This window comes from Pantoea sp. DY-15, assembly GCF_019795935.1.
GTDB classification, from domain to species: Bacteria; Pseudomonadota; Gammaproteobacteria; order Enterobacterales; family Enterobacteriaceae; genus Pantoea; species Pantoea leporis.
On record NZ_JAIMIF010000006.1, the window covers coordinates 70,278 to 91,851 of the forward strand.

The 21,574-nt window shown below is 55.8% G+C and carries 22 protein-coding genes and 1 tRNA gene; 8 read left to right on the plus strand and 15 right to left on the minus strand.

Translation table 11 applies throughout. The annotated features are described in order from the left end of the window. Positions 1 to 26 precede the first annotated feature (26 nt). From K5Y32_RS20650 to K5Y32_RS20690, 9 genes are all read right to left on the minus strand, one after another. A complete protein-coding gene (locus tag K5Y32_RS20650) occupies positions 27 to 1,274 on the minus strand; it encodes a valine--pyruvate transaminase (protein ID WP_222185635.1) in 1,248 nt (415 codons plus the stop codon). Between the two features lie 81 nt (positions 1,275 to 1,355). After that, a complete protein-coding gene (gene ghrB, locus K5Y32_RS20655; protein ID WP_192236811.1) occupies positions 1,356 to 2,330 on the minus strand; it encodes a glyoxylate/hydroxypyruvate reductase GhrB in 975 nt (324 codons plus the stop codon). 50 nt (positions 2,331 to 2,380) lie between these two features. Continuing rightward, positions 2,381 to 3,664 carry an MFS transporter gene (locus tag K5Y32_RS20660; protein WP_101763879.1) on the minus strand — a complete coding sequence of 428 codons (1,284 nt, stop codon included), beginning with the start codon at positions 3,662 to 3,664 and terminating at the stop codon, positions 2,381 to 2,383. A gap of 179 nt (positions 3,665 to 3,843) precedes the next feature. Further along, complete coding sequence (locus K5Y32_RS20665) at positions 3,844 to 4,788, minus strand: sugar kinase (RefSeq protein ID WP_222185732.1); 945 nt, start codon at positions 4,786 to 4,788, stop codon at positions 3,844 to 3,846. A 10-nt stretch (positions 4,789 to 4,798) separates the two neighbouring features. After that, the gene (locus K5Y32_RS20670; protein WP_192236812.1) at positions 4,799 to 5,545 is read right to left on the minus strand and encodes a sugar phosphate isomerase/epimerase; all 747 of its coding nucleotides are present in this window, start codon (positions 5,543 to 5,545) and stop codon (positions 4,799 to 4,801) included. 125 nt (positions 5,546 to 5,670) lie between these two features. Next, a complete protein-coding gene (locus K5Y32_RS20675) occupies positions 5,671 to 6,696 on the minus strand; it encodes a LacI family DNA-binding transcriptional regulator (protein ID WP_101763877.1) in 1,026 nt (341 codons plus the stop codon). 58 nt (positions 6,697 to 6,754) lie between these two features. Continuing rightward, on the minus strand, positions 6,755 to 7,759 hold the full coding sequence (locus tag K5Y32_RS20680; RefSeq protein WP_222185636.1) for a LacI family DNA-binding transcriptional regulator: 1,005 nt from the start codon (positions 7,757 to 7,759) through the stop codon (positions 6,755 to 6,757). A gap of 159 nt (positions 7,760 to 7,918) precedes the next feature. After that, entirely contained in the window at positions 7,919 to 8,581 is a 663-nt protein-coding gene (locus K5Y32_RS20685) for an OmpA family lipoprotein (RefSeq protein WP_101763875.1), read from the minus strand. A 109-nt stretch (positions 8,582 to 8,690) separates the two neighbouring features. Next, positions 8,691 to 9,251, minus strand: coding sequence for a DNA-3-methyladenine glycosylase I (locus K5Y32_RS20690; protein WP_101763874.1), 561 nt, complete (start codon positions 9,249 to 9,251; stop codon positions 8,691 to 8,693). Positions 9,252 to 9,391: 140 nt separating this feature from the next. Here K5Y32_RS20690 and K5Y32_RS20695 point away from each other — a divergent pair, with 140 nt between their 5' ends. From K5Y32_RS20695 to K5Y32_RS20715, 5 genes are all read left to right on the plus strand, one after another. Continuing rightward, on the plus strand, positions 9,392 to 10,087 hold the full coding sequence (locus K5Y32_RS20695; RefSeq protein ID WP_222185637.1) for an autotransporter: 696 nt from the start codon (positions 9,392 to 9,394) through the stop codon (positions 10,085 to 10,087). A gap of 73 nt (positions 10,088 to 10,160) precedes the next feature. Next, positions 10,161 to 10,838: a hypothetical protein gene (locus tag K5Y32_RS20700; protein ID WP_222185638.1), complete on the plus strand. Its 678-nt coding sequence runs from the start codon at positions 10,161 to 10,163 to the stop codon at positions 10,836 to 10,838. 111 nt (positions 10,839 to 10,949) lie between these two features. Continuing rightward, on the plus strand, positions 10,950 to 11,486 hold the full coding sequence (dnaT, locus tag K5Y32_RS20705) for a primosomal protein DnaT (RefSeq protein WP_101763871.1): 537 nt from the start codon (positions 10,950 to 10,952) through the stop codon (positions 11,484 to 11,486). Next, positions 11,486 to 12,226: a DNA replication protein DnaC gene (dnaC, locus tag K5Y32_RS20710; RefSeq protein WP_007893471.1), complete on the plus strand. Its 741-nt coding sequence runs from the start codon at positions 11,486 to 11,488 to the stop codon at positions 12,224 to 12,226. Before dnaT ends, dnaC begins: the two co-directional genes overlap by 1 nt. Before the next feature lie 8 nt (positions 12,227 to 12,234). After that, complete coding sequence (locus K5Y32_RS20715; protein WP_101763869.1) at positions 12,235 to 13,365, plus strand: ROK family protein; 1,131 nt, start codon at positions 12,235 to 12,237, stop codon at positions 13,363 to 13,365. A 45-nt stretch (positions 13,366 to 13,410) separates the two neighbouring features. Here K5Y32_RS20715 and K5Y32_RS20720 read toward each other — a convergent pair whose 3' ends face one another. After that, the gene (locus K5Y32_RS20720; protein ID WP_101763868.1) at positions 13,411 to 14,874 is read right to left on the minus strand and encodes a sugar porter family MFS transporter; all 1,464 of its coding nucleotides are present in this window, start codon (positions 14,872 to 14,874) and stop codon (positions 13,411 to 13,413) included. 401 nt (positions 14,875 to 15,275) lie between these two features. Between K5Y32_RS20720 and K5Y32_RS20725 the strand changes: the two genes are divergently transcribed. Continuing rightward, a complete protein-coding gene (locus K5Y32_RS20725) occupies positions 15,276 to 16,268 on the plus strand; it encodes a LacI family DNA-binding transcriptional regulator (protein WP_101763867.1) in 993 nt (330 codons plus the stop codon). A gap of 1 nt (position 16,269) precedes the next feature. Here K5Y32_RS20725 and K5Y32_RS20730 read toward each other — a convergent pair whose 3' ends face one another. Beyond that, a complete protein-coding gene (locus K5Y32_RS20730) occupies positions 16,270 to 16,710 on the minus strand; it encodes an acetyltransferase (RefSeq protein WP_222185639.1) in 441 nt (146 codons plus the stop codon). A gap of 273 nt (positions 16,711 to 16,983) precedes the next feature. Between K5Y32_RS20730 and K5Y32_RS20735 the strand changes: the two genes are divergently transcribed. Further along, positions 16,984 to 17,382, plus strand: a complete 399-nt coding sequence (locus K5Y32_RS20735; RefSeq protein WP_222185640.1) for a helix-turn-helix domain-containing protein — start codon at positions 16,984 to 16,986, stop codon at positions 17,380 to 17,382. Here K5Y32_RS20735 and K5Y32_RS20740 read toward each other — a convergent pair. Together K5Y32_RS20740 and K5Y32_RS20745 are read right to left on the minus strand one after the other, a co-directional pair. Next, positions 17,339 to 18,187 (minus strand): AraC family transcriptional regulator, encoded by an 849-nt coding sequence (locus K5Y32_RS20740; RefSeq protein WP_222185641.1) that lies wholly within the window; start codon positions 18,185 to 18,187, stop codon positions 17,339 to 17,341. The genes K5Y32_RS20735 and K5Y32_RS20740 overlap by 44 nt on opposite strands. 111 nt (positions 18,188 to 18,298) lie before the next feature. Next, positions 18,299 to 19,333 (minus strand): virulence RhuM family protein, encoded by a 1,035-nt coding sequence (locus K5Y32_RS20745; protein WP_222185642.1) that lies wholly within the window; start codon positions 19,331 to 19,333, stop codon positions 18,299 to 18,301. Between the two features lie 195 nt (positions 19,334 to 19,528). Here K5Y32_RS20745 and K5Y32_RS20750 point away from each other — a divergent pair, with 195 nt between their 5' ends. Then, entirely contained in the window at positions 19,529 to 20,188 is a 660-nt protein-coding gene (locus K5Y32_RS20750; RefSeq protein ID WP_222185643.1) for a DUF1345 domain-containing protein, read from the plus strand. A gap of 18 nt (positions 20,189 to 20,206) precedes the next feature. Here the strand turns inward: K5Y32_RS20750 and K5Y32_RS20755 are convergent. Together K5Y32_RS20755 and xylR are read right to left on the minus strand one after the other, a co-directional pair. Then, positions 20,207 to 20,301 (minus strand) — tRNA-Sec (locus K5Y32_RS20755). A gap of 61 nt (positions 20,302 to 20,362) precedes the next feature. Then, positions 20,363 to 21,541: a D-xylose utilization transcriptional activator XylR gene (gene xylR / locus K5Y32_RS20760; protein ID WP_061719296.1), complete on the minus strand. Its 1,179-nt coding sequence runs from the start codon at positions 21,539 to 21,541 to the stop codon at positions 20,363 to 20,365. Positions 21,542 to 21,574 lie beyond the last annotated feature (33 nt).

Consider the following 21,574-nt stretch of genomic DNA (forward strand, 5'->3'; position numbering starts at 1 on the left):
GTCGCCATTTATGGCGACCTGGCCGATTAATCGCTAAATGCGGCTTCCAACTCTTCCGCCAATATCTGCACCGCGCGCTCAATCTTCTCAGCATCCGGCACATAGTTCATGCGCATGCATTGATGGGTATGCGGCCATTCATGTTCCAGACCGGGGAAGAAGAAGTGGCCGGGCACCATCAGCACGCCGCGCGCTTTCAGGCGCTGATACAGCGTTTCGGTGCTGATCGGCAGATCGCGGAACCACAGCCAGAGGAAAATCGCACCTTCAGGTTTATGAATCAGGCAGCGATCTTCCGGCAAATAGCGGCGCAGAATCGCAATCGTCTCGCTCACTTTAGCCTGATAGAACGGCTTAATCACCTCTTCCGACAGCCGCAGCAAATCCCCGCGTACGATCATCTCATTAGCAATCGCAGGACCGATGCTGCCCGGCGCCAGACTAATAATGCCGTTCATGTTGCCAATGGCGGTGATGGTGCTCTCATCGGCGACGATAATACCGCAACGTGCGCCGGGCAGGCCGAGTTTCGACAGGCTCATGCACAGAATGGTATTGGGATTCCACAGCGGGCGCGCTTCGCTAAAGATGATGCCGGGGAACGGCACGCCGTACGCGTTATCTATCAACAGCGGTACGCCGTGCTGCTGCGCCAGCGCATCCAGCTGCAGCAGTTCATCATCGGTGATCACGTTGCCGGTTGGGTTGGTCGGGCGCGAAACGCAGATTAGGCCGACATCGTCATTCAGCGGTAAATGGTCGAAATCAACGTGATATTTGAACTGGCCTTTCGGCAGCAGCTCAATGTTTGGCTTGGCGGAGACAAACAGATCCTCTTCCAGACCGGCATCGGCGTAGCCGAGATATTCCGGTGCCAGCGGGAACAGCACGCGCTTTTTGCTGCCGTCGGCGCGACGTCCGGCGAACAAGTTGAAGAGATAGAAAAACGCACTCTGGCTGCCGTTGGTCAGCGCGATGTTTTGCGCGGTTAATGGCCAGCCAAGTTCCTCACGCAGCATCTTCGCCAGCGCATCCAGCAGCAGCGCTTTGCCGCGCGGACCATCGTAGTTGCACAGCGCTTCGCTCAGCTGGCCGTCCTGATGCATCTGCATCAGCAACTGGTTGAAATAGTCATTCATCGCCGGGATCTGCGCCGGATTACCGCCACCAAGCATGATGGTGCCGGGCGTGCGCAGGCCTTCACCCATGTCTTCCATCAGACGTGAGATGCCGGAGTGTTGAGTAAATTTGTCGCCGAACTGAGAAAAGGACATAGGAAGTTAAAACGTTGTGAAATCGAATGGGGAACCACCATAGCGCCCGCCGCTGGCAGGCGCAATGGGTAAAAGGCAAGCTTAGCCTTGGATCTGCGGGTTAACGCAGTTTTTCTCGACTTTGCCGCTCAGGGCGGCGATCAGGTTATCGACCGCGTCGCGCGCCATGCCGTAACGGGTTTCATGGGTGGCGGAACCGATGTGCGGCAGCGCGACCACGTTCGGCAGTGTCAAAATTTCGGCATCGGCAGGCACCGGTTCAACTTCGAACACATCCAGACCGGCGGCGTGGATAGTGCCGTCTTTCAGCGCCGCAGTCAGCGCCTGCTCATCCACCACCGGACCGCGACCGGCGTTGATCAGAATTGCGCTTGGCTTCATCAGCTTGAGCTGCGCCGCGCCAATCATATGGTGCGTCTGTTCAGTGAGCGGCAGGCTGATGCAGACAAAATCACTCTCTTTCAGCAAGGTTTCCAGATCGCAGGCACGCGCACCAAAGCGGGTTTCCGCCTCTTCATGCTGACGACGCGCGTTGTAGAGAATGTTCATGCCGAAGCCAAAGTGCGCACGCTGCGCCAGCGCCAGGCCGATGCGGCCCATGCCGAGAATGCCGAGGGTTTTGTGGTGCACATCAATGCCGAAATGATCCGGGCCGATGCTCTTTTTCCACTCGCCGTTTTTGACCCACTTATCCAGCTCGGTCACGCGGCGCGCGGTGCTCAGAACCAGCGCCATCATGGTATCGGCGACGGTTTCGGTCAGCACGGTTGGTGTGTGCATCAGCAGCACTTTGCGTTGATTCAGCGCATCAACGTTGAAGTTATCGTAACCCACCGACACAGTGGAGCAGGCGCGCAGCGCGGGCATTTTTGCCAGCAGCTCGCCATCCACTTTGCCGCCAGAGCCGAGCAAACCTTGCGCCTGTTCGAACTGTGCCGCGTGCTTTTCGATAGTTTCCGGGGAAATGTCATGCACTTCAGTGACGGTGAAATGGGCATCCAGTTTGGTGCGCAGGTCATCTGGCAGGCTCTTATAAAGAATCACAGCAGGTTTCATCTTTTGCTCCCTTTAAAATGTAGGGGAGGCTTTAAGGCCTCCCGAATCGATTACGCGTGCTTCGCCCCGTGAACGGGCGGCGGCGTTTTGTTCTGGGCTGGTTTGACGATCAACGTCAGCCAAACCGAAGCCAGCAGCGCAGCACCCATGAAAATGTAGGAGGCGGCAGGCGAACCGGTCGCGCCATTAAGATAGCCTACAATCCACGATCCGACGAAGGAACCCAGTGCGCCCATGCTGTTGATTAATGCCATCGCACCACCGGCGACGTTGCGCGGCAACATCTCCGGAATGATGGCGAAGAACGGACCATAAGGCGCATACATCGCCCCACCGGCAATTACCAGCAGCGTATACGACAGCCAGAAGTTGCTGGAACCCACCAGATACGAACCGAGGAACGCCAGCGCGCCAATCAGCAGCAGCGGCCAGACAAATAGTTTACGGTTCTGAGTTTTATCTGACGCCCACGACACCACGATCATCGCAATGGTCGCCACCAGATACGGCACCGCAGACAGCCAACCGGCTTCCACCATGCCCATCTGCGAACCGTTACGCAGAATGGACGGCAGCCACAGCACAAAACCGTACACGCCGATGCTCCAGGCAAAATATTGCAGGCACAGCAGGATCACGTTGCGATTACGGAACGCTTCACCGTAGTTACGTACCGCTTTAATCCCTTCCTGCTCTTTTTGCAGCTGCGCCTGCAGCGCGGCTTTCTCGCTTTCGCTCATCCATTTGGCCTGGGCAGGTTTGTCCTGCACCAGGAACCACCAGGCCACCGCCCAGATCACTGCCGGGATGCCTTCAATGATAAACATCTCGCGCCAGCCAAAGGACTCAATCAGATAGCCGGAAACCACCGACATCCACAGCACCGTCACCGGATTACCGAGGATCAGGAAGGTATTGGCGCGCGAACGTTCGGATTTGGTAAACCAGTTGCTGATATAGATCAGCATCGCCGGCATTACCGCCGCTTCCACCACGCCGAGCACAAAGCGGATCGCCGCCAGCATCGGAATGTTGCTGACCACACCGGTCAGCGAGGCGCAGCCGCCCCATAAAATCAGGCACCAGAAAATCAGCTTCTTCACGCTGCGACGTTCGGCGTACAGCGCGCCGGGGATCTGGAAGAAGAAGTAGCCGAGGAAGAACAGGGCGCCCAGCAGCGATGACATGCCTTTGGTGATGCCGAGATCGTCATTTATCCCTGCGGCAGAGGCGAAACTGAAGTTCGCCCGGTCCAGATACGCCAGACTGTAGGTGATAAACACGATGGGCATGATAAACCACCAGCGTTTTGGCGCGATTGTCTGCGATTTCATGGGTGACTCCTCTGGTTGAGGTGGACGCATTCAGTGGATGCGTCTCGCGATATTGTTGTAGTGGGTACAGCTATTTGGTTTCGTACGGACCCCTAGCGGCGCAATTTATTGCGCTTCGGGCAGCAAAGCCGCTGCGAAAAGCGCGCGATGCATCGCGCCGCTACGGGATTGTGCTGTTATCAGTAATCGCCCAATGCCGCGCGCGTCGGCAGGCCTTCGCTGTCGCCAGCGACCTGAATCGCCAGCGAGCCGATCTTATTACCGCGCAGAATCGCCTGCGGCAGGGATTTGCCTTCCAGCAGAGCGCTGATCAGCCCAACGGCAAAGCCGTCGCCGGCACCCACGGTATCGACCACATTCTCGACGCGAATCGGTGCGACCTGGCCTTGCTGGCCGTCGGCGGTTTTGTACCAGGCGCCGTCGCCACCGGTTTTGATCACCACCGCTTTCACCCCTTTATCGAGGTAGAAATCGGCGATGGCTTCCGGCTGGCGGTAGCCGGTGAGAATCAAACCCTCTTTCTCGCCCGGCAGCACCCAATCGGCGTATTCCGCCAGATGATTGAGTTGCTTGCGCATCTCCTCTTCGCTGCGCCATAACACCGGACGCAGATTGGGATCGAAGGAGATGGTTTTGCCCCGCGCGCGCATCTCTTTTGCCGCGTGTTGCGCCAGGGCAAGCGAGCTGTCAGAGATTGCCGCCGCCACGCCGCTCAGATGCAGATGGCGCGCGCTGCCAAAGTAGTCGTCGTTGAAATCGTCGGGCGACAGATGGCTGGCGGCGGAGCCTTTGCGGAAATATTCGACTTCCGGATCGGAGCCGTCATCGACGCGGGACTTGAGCTGGAAGCCGGTGCGATAGCGTGCGTCCGTGGTGACGCAGCGGTGATCGACGCCCTCTTTTGCCAGCTGTTGCAGTGTGAAGCGACCAAAACTGTCGTCGCCGACGCGGCTCACCCAACCGACCTGCAAACCGAGGCGCGCCAGGCCAATCGCCACGTTGAGTTCGGCACCGGCAATGCGTTTGACGAAGCCTTCCGCTGCGGCGAGATCGCCGGTTTGCTGGGCGATAAACATCGCCATCGCTTCACCAATCGTCACCACATCCAGCGTTTTTTGCGTCATCATCGGCTCCTTACGCTGCACGCAGCAGGTCAACGTAATGGCGAGTGACCGCCAGCAAATCCGCGCCTTCCAGCGGGAATTCGATGCCGCGCGGTGCGTCGGTTGGCAGCGCGTTCAGCAGCGTGCGCCAGCTATCGTCGGCCTGATCCAGCGCGATCGCGCGGAAAGTAGCGCCGTGTGGCACCGCCGCTTTAACGTGGATGTAGCTAACGTAGCGACTGAGTTGCGCGGCGGCCTGCAAACCGTCTTCGCCGGTCCACTGCCAGTTGCCCATATCGAAGGTCATATCCAGCGGCAATGCGGCATCGCAAGCCTGATGGAAGAAGCGCAGCATCGGCGCCAGTTTGCTGTCTGGCGTTTGATCGTTCTCAACCACCAGCGTCACCGTTGATGCTTTAAGTACATCGAGCAGCGCGCGCGCATCAAGTTCAACAAAATGGCCAAGCGCCACTTTCAGGCGCTGAGCGCCGATTTGTTCGGCTTCCTGCAGGAACTGCGCCAGACGCGGATTCAGCGCACCATCATCCAGCCACAACGCTTCCGGCACGGAATAGCTGGCGCTCAGCTGATGCTGGGAAATTGCATTGCCGAGCGCGTGCAGCAGGCAGAGTTCATTTTCGTTGAACAGCTCGCGACGGATTTCGACGCCATCCGCGCCGGCCTGTTTGATCAGCGGCAACAGCGCGGCCTGTCCACCCAATTCCGCTACTTTCTGCGCGCCGTAAGCGGCAGTTACAACAATAATTTCTGGTTTCATCACGTTTCTCCGGGCATGACCACATCCCATTCGTTATAAAAAACCTAAATGGAACCGGTTCCAAAGGAAAGGCGCAGACCGTGAAATTATGATCATGCTCACGAAGTGAGCCATAAAAGGCTGGCTTAGCGCAGCGGCTGGCTGGAGCCGCGTACGATCAGTTCGCCGGAGAAGAGCTGTTCGCTGACCGATTGCTCGCTGCCCTCAATGCGCGCGATAACCTGCTCCAGCGCGGCGTAACCAATCTGCCAGGTGGGCTGTTTCAAGGTGGTGATGCCGACGCCCGCCAGCGCCGCCCATTCCAGTTCGTCAAAGCCCAGCAGGCCAATCGCTTCGCCCCAGCGCAGCGCAAGGCGCTGCAGCGCGCGCGCCACTTGCAAGGTCAGCGCGCCGTTGGCGGCGATCACCGCACAGCGTTTGTCGGGATGGCGCTGGTGGAATTCCCGCAGCTGTTTTTCCAGCGCGTCGGGCTGATGCAGCGCTATCTCGGCATTCTCTGCCGCAATCTCTGGCGCGTTTTTTACCGTGTCGTAGAAGGCGCGCAGGCGCTCGCGGCGGGTGTTGACGCTGCCGAGCGGCTCGCTAAGGAAGAGCAGGGCTTGATAGCCGTTATCCAGCAAATGTTGGGTCGCAACCGTGGAGGCTTCAACGTTGTTGAGCCCCACCATATCGCAGGCGAAATCGGGGATTTTCCGGTCAATCAATACCATCGGCAGCATCGACTGTTGCAGGCGATTGAGCACTTCTTCATGCATGCCCACGGCATTAACCACAATGCCTTCCACCTGATAGCTGCTGAGCAGTTGCAGGTAATGCTGTTCGAGATCGACTTCATTGTTGGTGTTACACATCAGCAGGGTAAAGCCCTGCGCACGACACGCCGCTTCGATGCCGCTCAGCACGTCAACCGAGTAAGGATTGGTGATATCGGCAATGATCAGGCCAATCAAACGCGTGCGGCCGCGTTTCAGTCCGCGCGCCATCTGGCTGGGACGATAGTTGAGCTCGGCGATGGCCTGTTCGATACGGGCTTTGAGATCGGGCGAGAGCAGATTCACTTCGCCATTCAGATAGCGGGAAACGCTGGTTTTACCGGTTTTTGCCGTACGGGCAACGTCACTGATTGTGGCTCGTGGCGGCCTGGTTTTCATTGCTTACACCTGCTGAAAAGAAACAGGCGAAGACTAACACAGCTCGCGCCTGGCGCAATCATTGCGCGTCAGAAGTGAGTCGCAGCACCGGTTGCCAGAGCGTTTGCAGCTCGCTCGGCGGCACATCATCGAGCAGTTGCAGCACCATTTCGGCGATGCGCTCGCCAATATGCTGCTGCGATGATTGCAGAATGGAGTTCACCGGCTGATCGACAATCGAATCGGGCGGCAATCCATCATACACATACAGCGGAATCGCCTGCGCGCCCTTCAGGCGGGCCGCCTGCTGCAGCGCAATCGCGGCACCTTCACCCAGCGTGCTGCAATCGGTGATGATCGCCTGCGGCGCGTCGCCTTGGGCCAGCCAGGCATTGGTTTGCTGATAGCCGGAGCGGCGCGTGGCGGGTAGCGCGGCCATCAGGGATTGATCGACCGGCGCCTGATGCTGAATCAGTGCATCAATGAAACCCTGGCGGCGATCGAGGATGTAAGTCGCCGTTTCGTTACTGCCGAGATAGGCCAGACGCGGCCACCCTTGTTGCAGGCAGTGTTCTGCCGCCAGAAAGGTACCGGCGTGATTATCGTAATCAATCCACGCGTACGGCAGCGGCAGCTCGCTGCGGCCGAGCGTCAGGAAGCGGAAACCCTTCTGCTGCAAGCGTTGCAGTCGCGCATCCTGCGGCAGGGTGTGGGTTAAAATCAGCGCATCGATGGCGCCGCTGCGCAGCATGCGGATCAGCTTACGCTGTTGCCCTTGCGGTTTGTCAGGCAGCAACAGCAAATCAATATCGTGCTGGGCGAGGCGTTGATCCAGCATCAGCAGCATTTGGCTGTAATAGCTGTCATTGAGCGAGGCGTGGCTGATGGGAAAGAGCAGACCGACCGCATTGGCGCGCCCGGTTTTCAGGCGGCGGGCAGCGTCGTTGGGGCGATAGCCGCGCGCATTCGCTTCGTCTTCAATGCGTTTACGCGTGACTGCCGCTACATCGTCATAGCCATTTAGCGCCCGGCTCACGGTAGTAACTGAGAGGCCAAGGGTAGCGGCGATGGCTTTGAGTGACATGATAGCGTCCCACTGATCAATTTTTGATCACGCTAGCATAAAGGAAAAGGCGGCTCTATCGGTTACGAATTTTTTAGCTTTTTCTAACAAAGATGGTGTCAAAAGAGGCGGAAAAATGTGACAAAAGCCGATCTGTTCGTGCAGATCGGCTCTTTACTTTTAGCCCAGTGGGCTGAGGGTGATCTCAACGCGACGGTTCTGTGCTTTACCGTCTTCGGTGCTGTTGCTGGCAACCGGATTATCCGGGCCTAAACCTTGGGTGCGCAGACGGTTTTGCGCCACGCCTTGCAGAATCAGACCGCTGGCCACGCTGTCGGCGCGCTGCTGTGACAGGCGCATATTCAGCGCGCGCGTGCCGGTACTGTCGGTGTAGCCCACCACATTCACGGCGGTTTTTGGATACTCTTTCAGCACCATCGCGACGCCGGTCAGGGTGTTAGCGCCCGCCGGTTTCAGGTTGCTGCTGTTAGAATCAAAGGTGACGTTATTTGGCATGTTGAGCACGATGTTGTCACCCTGACGCGTCACGCTGACGCCGGTGCCGCGCATTTTGTCGCGCAGTTTCGCTTCCTGCACATCCATGTAATAACCCGCGCCGCCGCCCAGTGCAGCACCGGATGCCGCGCCAATCAGCGCGCCTTTACCGCGATCTTTCTTCGACGACGACAGCACGCCCACGCCCGCGCCCAGCACCGCGCCTAAGCCGGCGCCGATGCCCGATTTACCCGCCTGCGATTCGCCGGTATACGGATTGGTGGTACAACCCGACAGCGCGAGGCTGCCGCTCAATAACAAGGTCAGCGCCAAAATACGCTTATTCATGAAAAATCCCTCACAGATTTAAACAGGGAAAAGTCCCAAAACGGCACTATTATGCCGTTCAATTATGGGGAAATGCGTGAGGGTCAGTCTTAATTTGTAAACTTTTGCTTTAAAGATTATCAGGATGGCAGAAACAGCTGGTTTGATGATCGTTAATTAAGCCGCAGGCCTGTAGAAATGAGTGGCAGGTTGTGGGGCCGACGAATTTAAAACCACGCTTCTTAAGTGCTTTCGATAGCGCAATCGCGGGCTCGGAAGTGGTTGGCGCGTCTTTGTAGTTAGCGTAACGGTGCAAAATCGGCGTATGGTCGACAAAAGACCAGATAAAGCGTGAAAACTCCTCTCCGGTGGCTTCCAGCGCCAGCAAGGCACGCGCATTGTTGATGATCGCTTCCAGCTTGCCGCGATGGCGAATCAGTCCCGCATTTTGCATCAACCGTGCCATGTCGCTTTCATCCATCAACGCCACGGCTGCGGGATCAAATTCATGGAACGCGCGGCGGTAGTTTTCGCGTTTTTTCAGTACCGTAATCCATGAAAGTCCGGCCTGTTGGCCTTCAAGACAGACCATTTCAAATAAGACTCGCTTATCGGTTTGCGGCACGCCCCACTCTTTATCGTGGTACGCCAGATACAGTGGATCCTCAGTTACCCAGCCACAACGTTGCATTGCATCACTCCCTTAGCCTATGAAATAGCGGTAGTTCCCTTGACGAATGGCAAAAGCGATTAATAGTTATACAAGGGGCGCCGATATAGATCTTATAAAACCTAAACGCCCATCTCTTCCCGGCTCGTCAGGAGTCTTTCATGTTGCAGAAAAGTCAGCGGACAGGCCAGCATAAAATTGCGCTGGCTTTTGGCGGTTGGTGGCTATTTTTTCTGGCCGGGAATGCCTTTGCCTTTGATCAATCGAGCCAGAATAGCGCGCCCAATTACAACGCCATACTTGCTGAAAAAATTTCCAGTAATCACCTGATGTTGACAGAAAACCCCGATGCCAACCTGTTTGACGCCGCGCTTAACTCGCCGAATGACTACGCGCTGGTGATGCACAGTGAAACCGCCAGCGTCGGCGCTACGCCTTTTGTTAATCGCTACTCTGCCGGCTGGTCGATGCCGATGAGTAAAGCGGTGAGCACCGGGCCGGTGGCGCAGTTTGCGGTAGATGATTCGACTTTGAGCTGTCCGAAGTGCGCAGGAGTGGATAGCAACAACGCCGAGCACATTGCCTCCGTTGGCTGGCGCGTGGATTCTAGCTTTAGTGGGATATCGCCGTGGGCGCAGGTAAGTTACAGCCATCTGGTAAATGAAGAGTTGCCATCGCCCACCCGCGAACGAGCCGAGGATATCAACGGACGGGAAAACAATTGGGTGGATGTCAGCGTCGGCGCAAATATGCCGCTGGGGCAAAATATGGCGGCCTTTGCTTCTTTTGCGCAAACGGGCGCAGTGACCAGCGGCGAGCAGTTTATTTATAGCCTGGGCGTCAGCGCCAGCTTCTAATCGGCATAAAAAGAGAAGTGACAAAACCTGAGGTCCATATACTAAGCGCGCTAATCATTACTTTGGTCACAATATGCGCAACAATATTATTCTTATTAGCCGTGAAGTTACGGCCTTTTTCATCAGTGGATTGGTGCTCGTTTTCTGTATGGCGATGATCTATATCGACGTCAACTGGATGAACGATGCCCTGCACGAAACCTCCTTCACCGAAATCACCCAGGAGCTGATGCTCTTGCTCATCGCCACCTTCTATTTCCTCTCGGCCTGGCAGCGACCATCACAACGCAGCGTGCTGATCCTGATCGGCGGTTTTTACAGCTGCATGCTGATTCGTGAGATGGACTTCCTGTTCGATTTCATCAGGCACGGCGCATGGCTGTGGTTTGCGCTGGCGACGACGGCGGCCTGTCTGGCGATGGCCTTCCGCCAGCCGCGCCAGATCCTGCCCGGCCTGGCGTCGCTGGTTCAGCATCGCAGCTGGCAGATGATGGCCGCAGGTTTACTGGCTATTTTGGTGTTTTCGCGCCTGTTTGGCATGCATCAGCTGTGGGAACATCTGATGCTCGATGGCTATAACCGCGTGGTAAAAAACATGGCGGAAGAGGGCAGCGAGATGTTTGGCTACAGCCTGTGCCTGATCGCATCGGCTCGCTATCTTTGGCAAACCCGGCCGCAGCCTGTCGCGGTTCGGGTGCCGCACGCGTCACGCCATGTGGATCGCGCCGAACCGCTGACGATGCCACGCTAATCGCTGCGACCTTTTTGACGATCACTTGTCCTAAAACAGGTACACTTACCGCATAACGCCGGGCTGAATTTACCGCCCGGCGCACCATGCTGGTTAACGTCAGGTTTCTTCATGTCAGTCAAAATCTTATCTTCAACGTTGGTGGGGCTGGATGGCTTCTGCCATGACCCGCTCGCCGTGCTGCAGCAGGCCGATAACGGCACGCTGGCGGTGCTGCATAACAATACGCCGGCGTTTTATGCGCTCACGCCGCAGCGTCTGGCGCAGCTGCTGGCGCTGGAAGCCGCCGCGCAGCAGCCCAATGATGTCACGCTGGATGAGAGTCTGTTTCAGACCGAAAGCGCGCCCATCGCCACGCCGGTGGGCAAGTTCGCAATGTATGAAGGCTGGCAGCCCGATAGCGATTTTCAGCGTCAGGCCGCCATCTGGGGCGTGGCGTTAAGTGAACCGGTTACCGCCGCCGAGCTGGCCACGTTTGTGGCGTACTGGCAGGCGGAAGGCCGTTTGTTCCATCATGTGCAGTGGCAGCAGAAGTTAGCGCGCAGCGTGCAGATGAATCGCGCCGCCAATGGCGGACAGCCAAAGCGCGATCTCACGCAAATCAGCAATACTGATTACGATATTCCCGATGGATTCCGAGGTGAGTAATGAAAACGCCGAACGATCTTTTTAGTCGCCTGAAAAAGATGATGCCGTCCGAAGTGCAGCCGAAATTCAAAAACGGCGCGGAGCTGCTGGCCTGGAACCAGGAACAGGGCCGCTTGCGCTCGGAAGCGATTGTGCGAGAAAACCGCGCGATGAAAATGCAGCGCATCATGGGGCGCTCGGGCATCCGCGAGCTGCACATGAACTGCTCGTTCGACAACTATCGCGTGGAAAATGATGGGCAGCGCAAAGCGCTGGCCATGGCGCGCGAATACGCCGCCGGATTTGAAAACAGCATCTCCAGTTTTGTTTTTTCCGGTCGTCCCGGCACCGGTAAAAACCACCTTGCCGCGGCGATTGGTAACGATCTGATTATTCGCGGTAAAAGCGTGCTGATTGTGACCGTGGCCGACTTGATGTCGAGCATGAAAGGCACTTTCAGCGGCGGCAGCGATTTAACTGAAGAGCGCCTGCTGCACGATCTCAGCCATGTGGATCTGCTGGTGATCGATGAGATCGGCATGCAGAGTGAATCGCGCTATGAAAAAGTGATCATCAATCAGATTGTTGATCGCCGCTCATCGTCGAAACGCCCAACGGGCATGTTATCGAACCTCGATCCCGCCGGCATGAATTCGCTGCTGGGTGAACGCGTGATGGACCGTATGCGCCTCGGCAACAGCTTGTGGGTGCGCTTTGACTGGGAAAGTTATCGCAGCCGTGTGCGCGGTGATGAGTATTGAGGAGTGCTATGAAAGCAGCCGGTAAAGGTCCAGCACTACTTCGCCTGAACAACCTGAAGCGGGTGATGATGCAACTGCGCACCACCCGCATCACCTCCCGCCAGGATCTGGCATTAGCGCTCGAGCTGAGCAAAAACACCGTTTCACTGATTGTCGATGATTTGCTGGAAGCCGGGCTGATCAATGAGCTCGGCCCGGTTAGCGTGGCGTCAGCGGGACGACCGAAAATCGAAATCTCGCTGCGCGCCGAAAAGCTGAAAAGCGCGGGCATCATGGTGGAGCGCCAGGCGATTCACTGGCGCGTGTGCGACTATTTCTCGCAGGTGATTGCCGAGCAAACCTGGCGCACCGAAACCAGCGATCCCGAGCAGTTGCTGCATGAGCTGGTGGAAGTGTGCCAGACCTTGCACGCGGCGCATCCCGAGCTGCTCGGCGTGGCGATTGGTTTCCCTGGCATCATCGATCCGCATCGCGGCTGGGTGCATTTTTCCGCGCATTTGGGCTGGCAGGATGTGGATGTGATGACCATCCTCAGCCACGAGATGCCGCTGCCGCTGCGTATCATGAATAACGTCAAAGCGGCGGCGCTGCTTTCGGTGCAGCAACTCGAACTGAATAAGTCGCAAAGCCATTTCTATCTGCGAATTTCTGAAGGATTAGGTGGCGCGCTGGTGGAACACGGCGAAGTGTTTACCGGCAGCAGCTGGACGGCGGGCGAGATCGGCCATCTTATCGTGCAACCCAACGGCGAACGCTGTAGCTGCGGTCGCTTAGGTTGTCTGGAAACGCTGGTGAGCAAACCGGCCATTCAGCAGCAGCTGGCAAAACGTAAACCGGGCCTGCGCTGGCAGAATGGCGAGAGCGAACCGGAAATCCTGAAAGAGGTGATGACGCAGGCGGGCACCCACTTGGGCAACGCGTTGAGTCAGGTGATGCAGCTGGTGAATCCGGCCAGCATCATTATTGATGGGCCGTGGAATGCGCAGCCAGCGTTTGTGCAGGCGGTGCAGCAGGCGGCGCAGGCCGGTGCGCTGGCCTTTACCTTCGCCCATACCGCGCTGCATTTCTTGCCGCTGCGTATCGATCCGGCCAACGGCTTAGCGCTGGCGGTGATTGAGCAGTACGAACGCCTGAGTTAACAAGGGCGCCATAGAGAGCGCCCTGCAGATCCCTATCCTTACCGATTAATGCCGTGGAATATCAAATGATTCGCTCGCCTTCACGGTGGACGTCGTCTCCGGCAACTCTGCTTCGACGTTAAATTTACGCAGCACCAGCGCATGAATCTTCTCAAGCGACACGCCGGCCGTTTCTGGCAGATAGCGGAAGGTGAAGAAGTACATACCCAGCGAGAAGATTGCGAACAGCAACAGCGGGAAGCCACCGTGGAACATATCCAGCAGCATCGGGCTGCTGTTCATGATCGGGAAGGTGCTGCTGATAACAAAGTTAGCCATCGACATCGCGCAGATGGAAATCCCCACGCAAATCGAACGAATCTCGGTTGGGAACACTTCGCCCAGTACCGTCCAGACGATCTGCCCCCACGTCATACCGAAGAAAATCATGTAAGCGAACAGGCCAATAACCGCCAGCATACCCGGCAAGTGGTAATAGAAGGCGATGAAGGAGTAGGTCAGGCACACGCAAGAGGTGATTGCGCCCAGCAGCAGCAGCTTACGACGACCGACTTTATCGATCAGCATCATCCCCGCCAGCACGCCAATAAACTGACAAATCGACAGCCAGAAGGTTTGCAGCAGCGCTGAGTCAGTGCTGCCCGCGACGTTTTTCAGCAAGGTTGGCCCAAAGTACTGAATCACGTTGATACCGCTGATCTGGTTACCCACCGCCAAACCGATGCCGACAATCAGCAATGGAATGGTGGTTTTATCCAGACGCAGACGCGATTTGTGCTGCTGCGCGGTTTTATCAGAAAACGAATGTTTGATTTCGTTGAACACGCTCTCGGCATGTTCGCGGTTAGAGATTTTGGTCAGCGTATCCAGCGCTTCATCGTACTTGCCTTTCAGCACGTTCCAGCGCGGTGATTCCGGGATAAAGGCGATGAACAAAATAAACAGCGCGCACGGCACCAGCGCGGTGGCGAGGATGTAGCGCCAGCCCATGTTGATCATCACATCAGGCAAGGTGGATTTGGTGATGAAGTAGTTGGTCAGCAACACCACCGATTGTCCGCCGACGCAGCACACCGCATAGAGCGCGGTGGTACGGCCACGAAACTTCGAAGGCGACAGCTCGGCCAGATAGATAGGCGAAATCACCGAGGCCAGGCCAATCGCTAATCCGCCAATCATGCGGAAGATGACGAACACGGTGAAGTTATGCGCCAGCGCCGTGCCGATCACCGAAACGGTAAACAGCAGGGCGGTGATGGCGAGGGATTTTTTACGTCCCAGCTTGTCGCTGAGGCGCGGTGCCATAAAGCAGCCGATCAAACTGCCGAGCAGGATATTGGAAACGGCCCAGCCGGTTTCAGCGGGCGTTAACTGGAAATATTCACTTAAGGGTTCGATTGCACCGGAGATAATGGAAGAGTCATATCCCATCAGCAGACCGCCGAATGCCGCGACAGTACAGCAGAGAATGACATACTTCATGTTGTAGCGTTTTTGCCTGGTATCCATTGTTATAGCCCCTTGTCTCTACGGCCTGAACGTTACTTGTCCAGAAAGAGGGTGGTGTAGGTTTCGATGTTCAACTTTTATTCACGCGAGGTCTTCGTGTTGGAATATATGTTCTAAATGATGGTATTTGGATCATTTTTTCCGAAAAGTGTGAAGGGGGTGGCGAAAATTGCCGAATAAGTCGTCAGGGGTATGCTTATAGCCCAATGAAATGATAGGTTTTTCATCAATTCACTTTGTAAGGGCATTGCAAAATTTGCTTTTTATTGGAATTTTCATTCTGTTAAACACGCGGGTTTACCGAGTTTATTTCACCCGACGGAGCGCACGGGTGCGTTTCATTTTTTAACAGGCAACGGGCATAATACGTTGATTATCAGCCCCTCTTTGCGGACGCCGTAATGAAAACGCAGCGCATCACTCTGGACGATATTGCTACCCTGGCGGGCGTCACCAAAATGACGGTAAGTCGCTATCTGCGCACGCCGGAAAAGGTCAAAACGGAAACGGCGGAGAAAATCGCCAGCGTGATTGCCGAAATTGGCTACGTCGCGGATAGCGAAAATGTCGCAGCGACCAAACAGAACCCACCGCGCATTGGCGTGTTAATTCCTTCTTTTAATAATCAAATCTTTGCCGACTTGCTGGCGGGTATTGAATCGGTGACCAGCGCGCACGGTTATCAAACGCTGGTGGTCAATTACGACTACAACGCCCAGCGTGAAGAGGAGCAGATCGCCACGGTGCTGGCCTTTAACATCAAAGGGCTGATCCTGACCGAATCTGTGCACACCGTGCGCGCAGAAAAATACCTAAACGCCGCCAACATTCCGGTGGCGGAAGTGATGGGGCTGACCGAGGCGCGTGGACGCATCAATGTGGGCTTCGACAACTATCGCGCCGGCTACGACATGACGGCGATGCTGCTGGCCAGCGGCAAACAGCGCGTTATCTATTTTGGTTCGATGTCCGATCGCCGTGATGAGCAACGCTACGCCGGTTATCGCGATGCAGTTGAAGCGGCCGGGTTGCCTGCGGGCCGGATTGTGCCGAACAAGGTCTCTTCGGTATCGATTGGCACCGGCATGATGACGCTGGCGCGCCAGCTCTATCCGGAGATGGATGCGATTCTTTGTACCAATGACGATCTGGCGGTTGGCGTACTACAGGAGTGTCAGGCGGCGCGCATTGCCGTGCCACAAGCGATGGCGATTGCCGGTTTTCACGGGCTGGAAATTGGTCAGGCAACCACGCCACGCTTAGCTAGCGTGATCACGCCGCGCTTTGAGATGGGAAAAGTGGCGACGGAGATCATCCTGAAAAAGATCAACCAGCAGCCCACCATCGAGCAGGTCGACCTGCATTATCGCCTTTCAATGGGCGCGACCATTTAAATCACGGCGCATAGCGCAGATGAAGCAGCGGAAAAGGATTTCCCTGACCATCCAGCGGCGAGCGGCCGGTGATAACAAATCCCTGATGTTGATAGAAACCCAGCGCCTGCGGATTCTGCTCGTTCACATCCAGTTCGCTGACATTCATTTGTTCGATGGCGTAGCGCAGTAGCTGTTTGCCTATGCCAAGACCAAACACTTGCGGCGCGACAAACAGCATTTCCAGCCGATTTTCCGCTACGCCGAGAAAACCGACGATGTTCTGTTGTTCATCGCGATAAACACGCAGCTCAACCATCGGCAAATATTGCTCGCGCACCAACGGGCGCAGAGCGCGGATATCCGCATCTTGCAGGAAATGATGCGTCGCCCGCACCGAGGCTTCCCACACAATGGTTATCGCCGCAAAATCGCTCCTCTGCGCGGGGTAAATTCCTTTCATGGTGTTCTCCATTCTCTTGATCAGCAAAGATGATGAAATATTCGGCCTGAATGATAAAGCGCCAAATTGGCGAGTTATCGTTATTTATTGGCTTTTGACCATCACATAGCCAGTTAGCTTCTTCTTATAATGCTTATCAGTTAATCGCTGACACCGAAGTTTCAGAGCACACTGATCGTAGCGGCGCAATTTATTGCGCGATAAATCGCGCCGCTACGATCAGTGCGACGATTTATCGGTATCACGGTATTCATTTCGACATCAGGAGGAAAGATGGATATGCACGCCGCCTTTATGCAACAACTGATGCTCTGGATTGAGGACAACATTGAGCAGAAACTCATTCTGGAAACCGTGGCGCGCCGCGCCGGCTATTCGCAGTGGCATCTGCAGCGACTGTTTCGCAGTTACACCGGCGTCGCGCTGGGTACCTATATTCGCGAGCGCAAGTTAACGGCTTCGGTGATTGCGCTGTTGAACAGCAATATGCCGCTGATGGATATCGCCATCAAATATGGCTTCGACTCGCAGCAAACTTACTGCCGCACTTTCCGCCGCATGTGCGATCTGCCGCCCGGCGCGTTCCGACGCAAATATCAGCACAGTTTGCCGGACATTGATGGGCCTGCTAGTTTGCTGTTTTTGCATCCGCAGAGTCGGCTGGCGGCGTAAAGTATTTGCCGGGCGTTGAGCCAAACGCGCTGCGAAAAGCGCTGATGTAGCTGCTAACGCTGTCGAATCCGACCTGCCACGCCACTTGCTGCACACTTTTGCCTGCCGCCAATCCTTCCAGTGATTTGAGTAAACGTGAAACCTGGCGATAGCGCGTCAAACTCATGCCGACCGCGCTGGCCCAATGACGGCTCAGACTGCGCGGGCTGAGCCCCGCCCAGCGCGCCAGTTCGGGTCCGGTACGCGTATCGGCGGGATCGTCCATCAACAGGCGCGCAATCTGCAGCAAGCGCGGTTCTGCCGGCAGCGGTAACGTCAGCGGATGTTCGGTCGATTCATATAACTCATCCAGAAATACCTCGCACAGGCGATTGTAGCGCGCGCTGCCCCAGTGTTCGGGCGACAAGGTTGCCAGTCTTTCCGCCAGCGGCTCCAGCACCGACGGGCAGGAAAGCAGGACGGGATGATCCGGCAATGGCGCGGCCAGCGCATCGTCCACCAATACCGTCCAGCCAAGCACCGGGCCCGGCCCGATGATTGCATGTTCAAAGTAGGGCGGAATCCAGCCAACCAGTCGCGGCGGATTGGCGAAAATACCGGACGGCGTTTTTACCGTCATCAATCCCTGCTTCAAACAGAAGAGTTGCCCCGCAGCGTGGCGATGGGTGAAGGTTTCACGGTCCAGCTGTTTCGCTAACGCAGCGGCAATCACTTTCGGCGCATCCGGCTCCAGTAGGCGCTGACGCAGCTCAGCCTGACGCGGATTACCTGAAAAAGTCAGAGTATCGGTTGGATGGATTAGCATGCCAGGCTCCACAAAGCGATGAAGGAGCAAAGTGGCGGAGATTGGTGGGGAAGTAAAGAGTGGGCGCGTATAAGTTGAGGAGCGAAATGGCGGGATGCGGCCCAGCGGCGATCATTTCGATTTCTTAGGGCTTGTCTGCCACTGCAGCAGACTGGCAATGTTGTTTTCACCTTCTGATTCTTTCAAACGACGCTGTTGCTCGGCGAATTCACCGTATTCAGCCTGCGCTTTTTCATCGGCCATTTTCTTACTGATTGAACCCGCACCTTGCAGCACATCGCGATCGTTAAATTGCAAAAATTGATCGAGTTTGTTCTGCCAATCGCTAAGAAAAATCTGCTGGCGGCGGCGCGCCTGATCTTCGGCGAAATCCAGCCACATCGTGACCACGCGATTGAGCTCGCTCACTTCGTCCTGAACCAGATAATTTTTAGCCACGGTGACATCGCTTCTGCGCACCTCTTCACCTTTGAAACTGGTCAAACCCATATGAGGTTGGCTGGCGTTGGCGCGCAAATGAATCAGCTCGGCCGCGGTATAACCGGTACACGCAAAGTGCAATTTGTTCTGAATGGTTTGAAAAAACTGCGTTGTCTCTTTCAGGGAAGGTTGATAGTCAGCCGCTAAGGCAAAAATCTCGCGAACGCGTAAATACATCCGACGCTCACTGGCGCGAATGTCGCGAATACGCTCCAGCATTTCATCGAAATAGTCAGGTACTGCGGATGAACCAACCGGCGGATTTCTCAGCCGCTCGTCGTCCATCACGAAGCCCTTGACCAAATATTCTTGCAGGGTTTGCGTTGCCCATTGGCGGAACTGAGTACCGCGAGCAGAGCGGACGCGATAACCGATGGCGAGAATCATTGGCAGGCTAAAGTATTGAACCTGATAATTTTTTCCATCGCTGGCAGTTGTTCGGTAAAACCGAACAACTGAATTTTCCAGCAGTTCACCCTCTTCGAAGATGTTTTTGATATGCCCACTGATGGTCGCTTTCGCTTTATTAAACAGCTCACATATCATGGCCTGAGAAAGCCACAGAGTTTCGTTTTCAAAGCGACATTCAACCCGCACTTTCCCATCGCCGCTTGCGAACATGACAAATTCGCCTGCTGGTGATGGTGTGGATTGCTCCTCTGACATGTCGCCTCCGCTCTTTTAGGATCTGGTGCACAGTATGCCAGAGAGACGCAATGAAGCTCATTAGTCGATTGGCGATTATTTTATCAACTGCAGCGCAGCAGATTTGATAAGTGGTTGGGGTGCTCCGCAATTACAACCTCTTTATCAGCGTCTACAGTTAACCTATCCACCTTCCTTCACTAAGCCTCTGACACCATGAGCCTTTCTCTGATGCATTACCTTCGCGCGCGTCTGCGTTTGCTGATTTCGATTGTGGCTGGCGTGGCCTGTTATTTCTTCCTGCCTGCGCACCTGGGCATGTTGCAGCGTCTGCTGATTGGCTGGAACGTGCTGGCATGGCTCTATCTCGCTTTTCTGTGGCTGCGCATGCTAGGCACCGAGGCCAAAGATATTCCGCATATTGCTAAAATCGAGGATGAAAGCGCGACGCTGGTGTTGAGTATGGTAACGCTCACCTGCCTGGTCAGCATTCTGGCGATTCTGATGGAACTCACCACGCTGAAGAGCCTAACGGGAACGCCGCGCATTCTGCATCTGCTGCTGACCGCGGCAACCTTGGTGGTTTCCTGGGCGCTGCTTCCGACGTCATTCGCCATGCATTACGCGCATCATCACTATCTGCGGCGCAGCAAGGATGTCACGCCGATGATCTTTCCTGAAAAGCCCGAGCAGCCGGGATACTGGGATTTTCTCTACTTCTCTTTCACCATCGCGGTAGCATCGCAAACCGCCGATGTGGCAACGGGCACCACGGATATGCGGCAAATCGCTCTGTTACAGTCGGTGATTTCGTTTGTATTCAATCTGGCGATTTTGGGATTGTCAGTGAATGTGGGGGCGGGGTTGTTGAGTTAGCTGAATGAAACAAAAAAGTGGCGGAAGATCACAGGAGTCGAACCTGCCCAGGACCGCTGGCGGCCCCAACCGGATTTGAAATCCGGCCGCCTCACCGGAGACGACGATCTTCCTTTGAAGATGCCGCAGGAGTATAGCGACAATCGCGGCGGAATTCTTGATCTCAGCCGTGCGTCACAGCACGTTTTCACCGTGAAGTTGCCGATACTCCTTCGGCGTATTGGCGTAACTCTTTTTAAAAACCGAATAGAAATATTGCAGCGACGGGTAGCCACACATTTGTGAGATCTCATTGATACTCAATGAAGAACACGCCAGCAGCTCGCGCGCTTTCTCCAGCTTTTCGCGGTGGATCATGGCGTGAATGGTGTCGCCGGTTTCATCGCGAAAGCGTTTTTCCAGATTCGATCGCGAGATGCCGATGGCATCCAGCACTTGTTCAACTTTAATGCCTTTGCAGGCGTTAAAGCGGATGTAATGCATCGCCTGAATCACCGCAGGATCGTGCAAGGAGCGGAAATCGGTGGAGCGGCGCGCAATCACTTTTACCGGCGGCACCAGAATTCGTTGCAGTTGCAGAGGCTGATTATCCAGCAGGCGATGCAGCAGTTTTGCCGCCTGATAACCCATCTGGCGTGAACCCTGCGCCACGGATGAGAGCGCCACGCGCGACAAATAACGCGTCAGTTCCTCGTTATCAATCCCGATCACCGTGAGCTTTTCCGGCACCGGAATTTTGAGGTATTCACAGGCCTGCAGCAGATGGCGCGCACGGGCATCGGTGACGGCGATGATGCCGGTTTGCTGCGGCAGGGTTTGCAGCCAGTCAGCCAGGCGGTTCTGAGCGTGCTGCCAGTTTTCCGGCGCGGTTTCCATACCCTGATAAACCACGCCTTGATAACGCTCGCGCGCCACCAGCTGGCGAAACGCATGTTCACGCTCCTGCGCCCAGCGTTTGCCGCTGGCTGCGGGCAAGCCATAGAAAGCAAAGCGGTTCACGCCTTTCTCTTTCAAATGCAAAAAGGCGCTCTCGACCAGCGCGGCGTTGTCGGTGGCGATGTAATGCACCGGCGGATAGTCCTGCGGCTGATGGTACGATCCGCCGACGCCGACAATCGGCACCGACACGTTCGCCAGCAGTTTTTCAATCGAGGGATCGTCGTAATCGGCGATAACTCCATCGCCCAGCCATTCACGGATATTGTCGATGCGGCAACGAAAATCCTCTTCAATGAAAATGTCCCAATCCGTTTGTGATGCCTGTAAATACTCACCGACGCCCTCAACCACCTGGCGGTCATAGACCTTATTGGCGTTGAACAGCAACGTAATGCGAAAGCGTTTCTCATGCATCGTGGCGCACTCTCCTAAATCGACAGCACCTTG

What these genes read in the sequence shown, in the direction of transcription:
- K5Y32_RS20650 (WP_222185635.1), bottom strand. Translation starts at nt 1,274, where the DNA reads ATGTCCTTTTCTCAGTTCGGCGACAAATTTACTCAACACTCCGGCATC.
- ghrB (WP_192236811.1), bottom strand. Translation starts at nt 2,330, where the DNA reads ATGAAACCTGCTGTGATTCTTTATAAGAGCCTGCCAGATGACCTGCGC.
- K5Y32_RS20660 (WP_101763879.1), bottom strand. Translation starts at nt 3,664, where the DNA reads ATGAAATCGCAGACAATCGCGCCAAAACGCTGGTGGTTTATCATGCCC.
- K5Y32_RS20665 (WP_222185732.1), bottom strand. Translation starts at nt 4,788, where the DNA reads ATGACGCAAAAAACGCTGGATGTGGTGACGATTGGTGAAGCGATGGCG.
- K5Y32_RS20670 (WP_192236812.1), bottom strand. Translation starts at nt 5,545, where the DNA reads ATGAAACCAGAAATTATTGTTGTAACTGCCGCTTACGGCGCGCAGAAA.
- K5Y32_RS20675 (WP_101763877.1), bottom strand. Translation starts at nt 6,696, where the DNA reads ATGAAAACCAGGCCGCCACGAGCCACAATCAGTGACGTTGCCCGTACG.
- K5Y32_RS20680 (WP_222185636.1), bottom strand. Translation starts at nt 7,759, where the DNA reads ATGTCACTCAAAGCCATCGCCGCTACCCTTGGCCTCTCAGTTACTACC.
- K5Y32_RS20685 (WP_101763875.1), bottom strand. Translation starts at nt 8,581, where the DNA reads ATGAATAAGCGTATTTTGGCGCTGACCTTGTTATTGAGCGGCAGCCTC.
- K5Y32_RS20690 (WP_101763874.1), bottom strand. Translation starts at nt 9,251, where the DNA reads ATGCAACGTTGTGGCTGGGTAACTGAGGATCCACTGTATCTGGCGTAC.
- K5Y32_RS20695 (WP_222185637.1), top strand. Translation starts at nt 9,392, where the DNA reads ATGTTGCAGAAAAGTCAGCGGACAGGCCAGCATAAAATTGCGCTGGCT.
- K5Y32_RS20700 (WP_222185638.1), top strand. Translation starts at nt 10,161, where the DNA reads ATGCGCAACAATATTATTCTTATTAGCCGTGAAGTTACGGCCTTTTTC.
- dnaT (WP_101763871.1), top strand. Translation starts at nt 10,950, where the DNA reads ATGTCAGTCAAAATCTTATCTTCAACGTTGGTGGGGCTGGATGGCTTC.
- dnaC (WP_007893471.1), top strand. Translation starts at nt 11,486, where the DNA reads ATGAAAACGCCGAACGATCTTTTTAGTCGCCTGAAAAAGATGATGCCG.
- K5Y32_RS20715 (WP_101763869.1), top strand. Translation starts at nt 12,235, where the DNA reads ATGAAAGCAGCCGGTAAAGGTCCAGCACTACTTCGCCTGAACAACCTG.
- K5Y32_RS20720 (WP_101763868.1), bottom strand. Translation starts at nt 14,874, where the DNA reads ATGGATACCAGGCAAAAACGCTACAACATGAAGTATGTCATTCTCTGC.
- K5Y32_RS20725 (WP_101763867.1), top strand. Translation starts at nt 15,276, where the DNA reads ATGAAAACGCAGCGCATCACTCTGGACGATATTGCTACCCTGGCGGGC.
- K5Y32_RS20730 (WP_222185639.1), bottom strand. Translation starts at nt 16,710, where the DNA reads ATGAAAGGAATTTACCCCGCGCAGAGGAGCGATTTTGCGGCGATAACC.
- K5Y32_RS20735 (WP_222185640.1), top strand. Translation starts at nt 16,984, where the DNA reads ATGGATATGCACGCCGCCTTTATGCAACAACTGATGCTCTGGATTGAG.
- K5Y32_RS20740 (WP_222185641.1), bottom strand. Translation starts at nt 18,187, where the DNA reads ATGCTAATCCATCCAACCGATACTCTGACTTTTTCAGGTAATCCGCGT.
- K5Y32_RS20745 (WP_222185642.1), bottom strand. Translation starts at nt 19,333, where the DNA reads ATGTCAGAGGAGCAATCCACACCATCACCAGCAGGCGAATTTGTCATG.
- K5Y32_RS20750 (WP_222185643.1), top strand. Translation starts at nt 19,529, where the DNA reads ATGAGCCTTTCTCTGATGCATTACCTTCGCGCGCGTCTGCGTTTGCTG.
- xylR (WP_061719296.1), bottom strand. Translation starts at nt 21,541, where the DNA reads ATGCATGAGAAACGCTTTCGCATTACGTTGCTGTTCAACGCCAATAAG.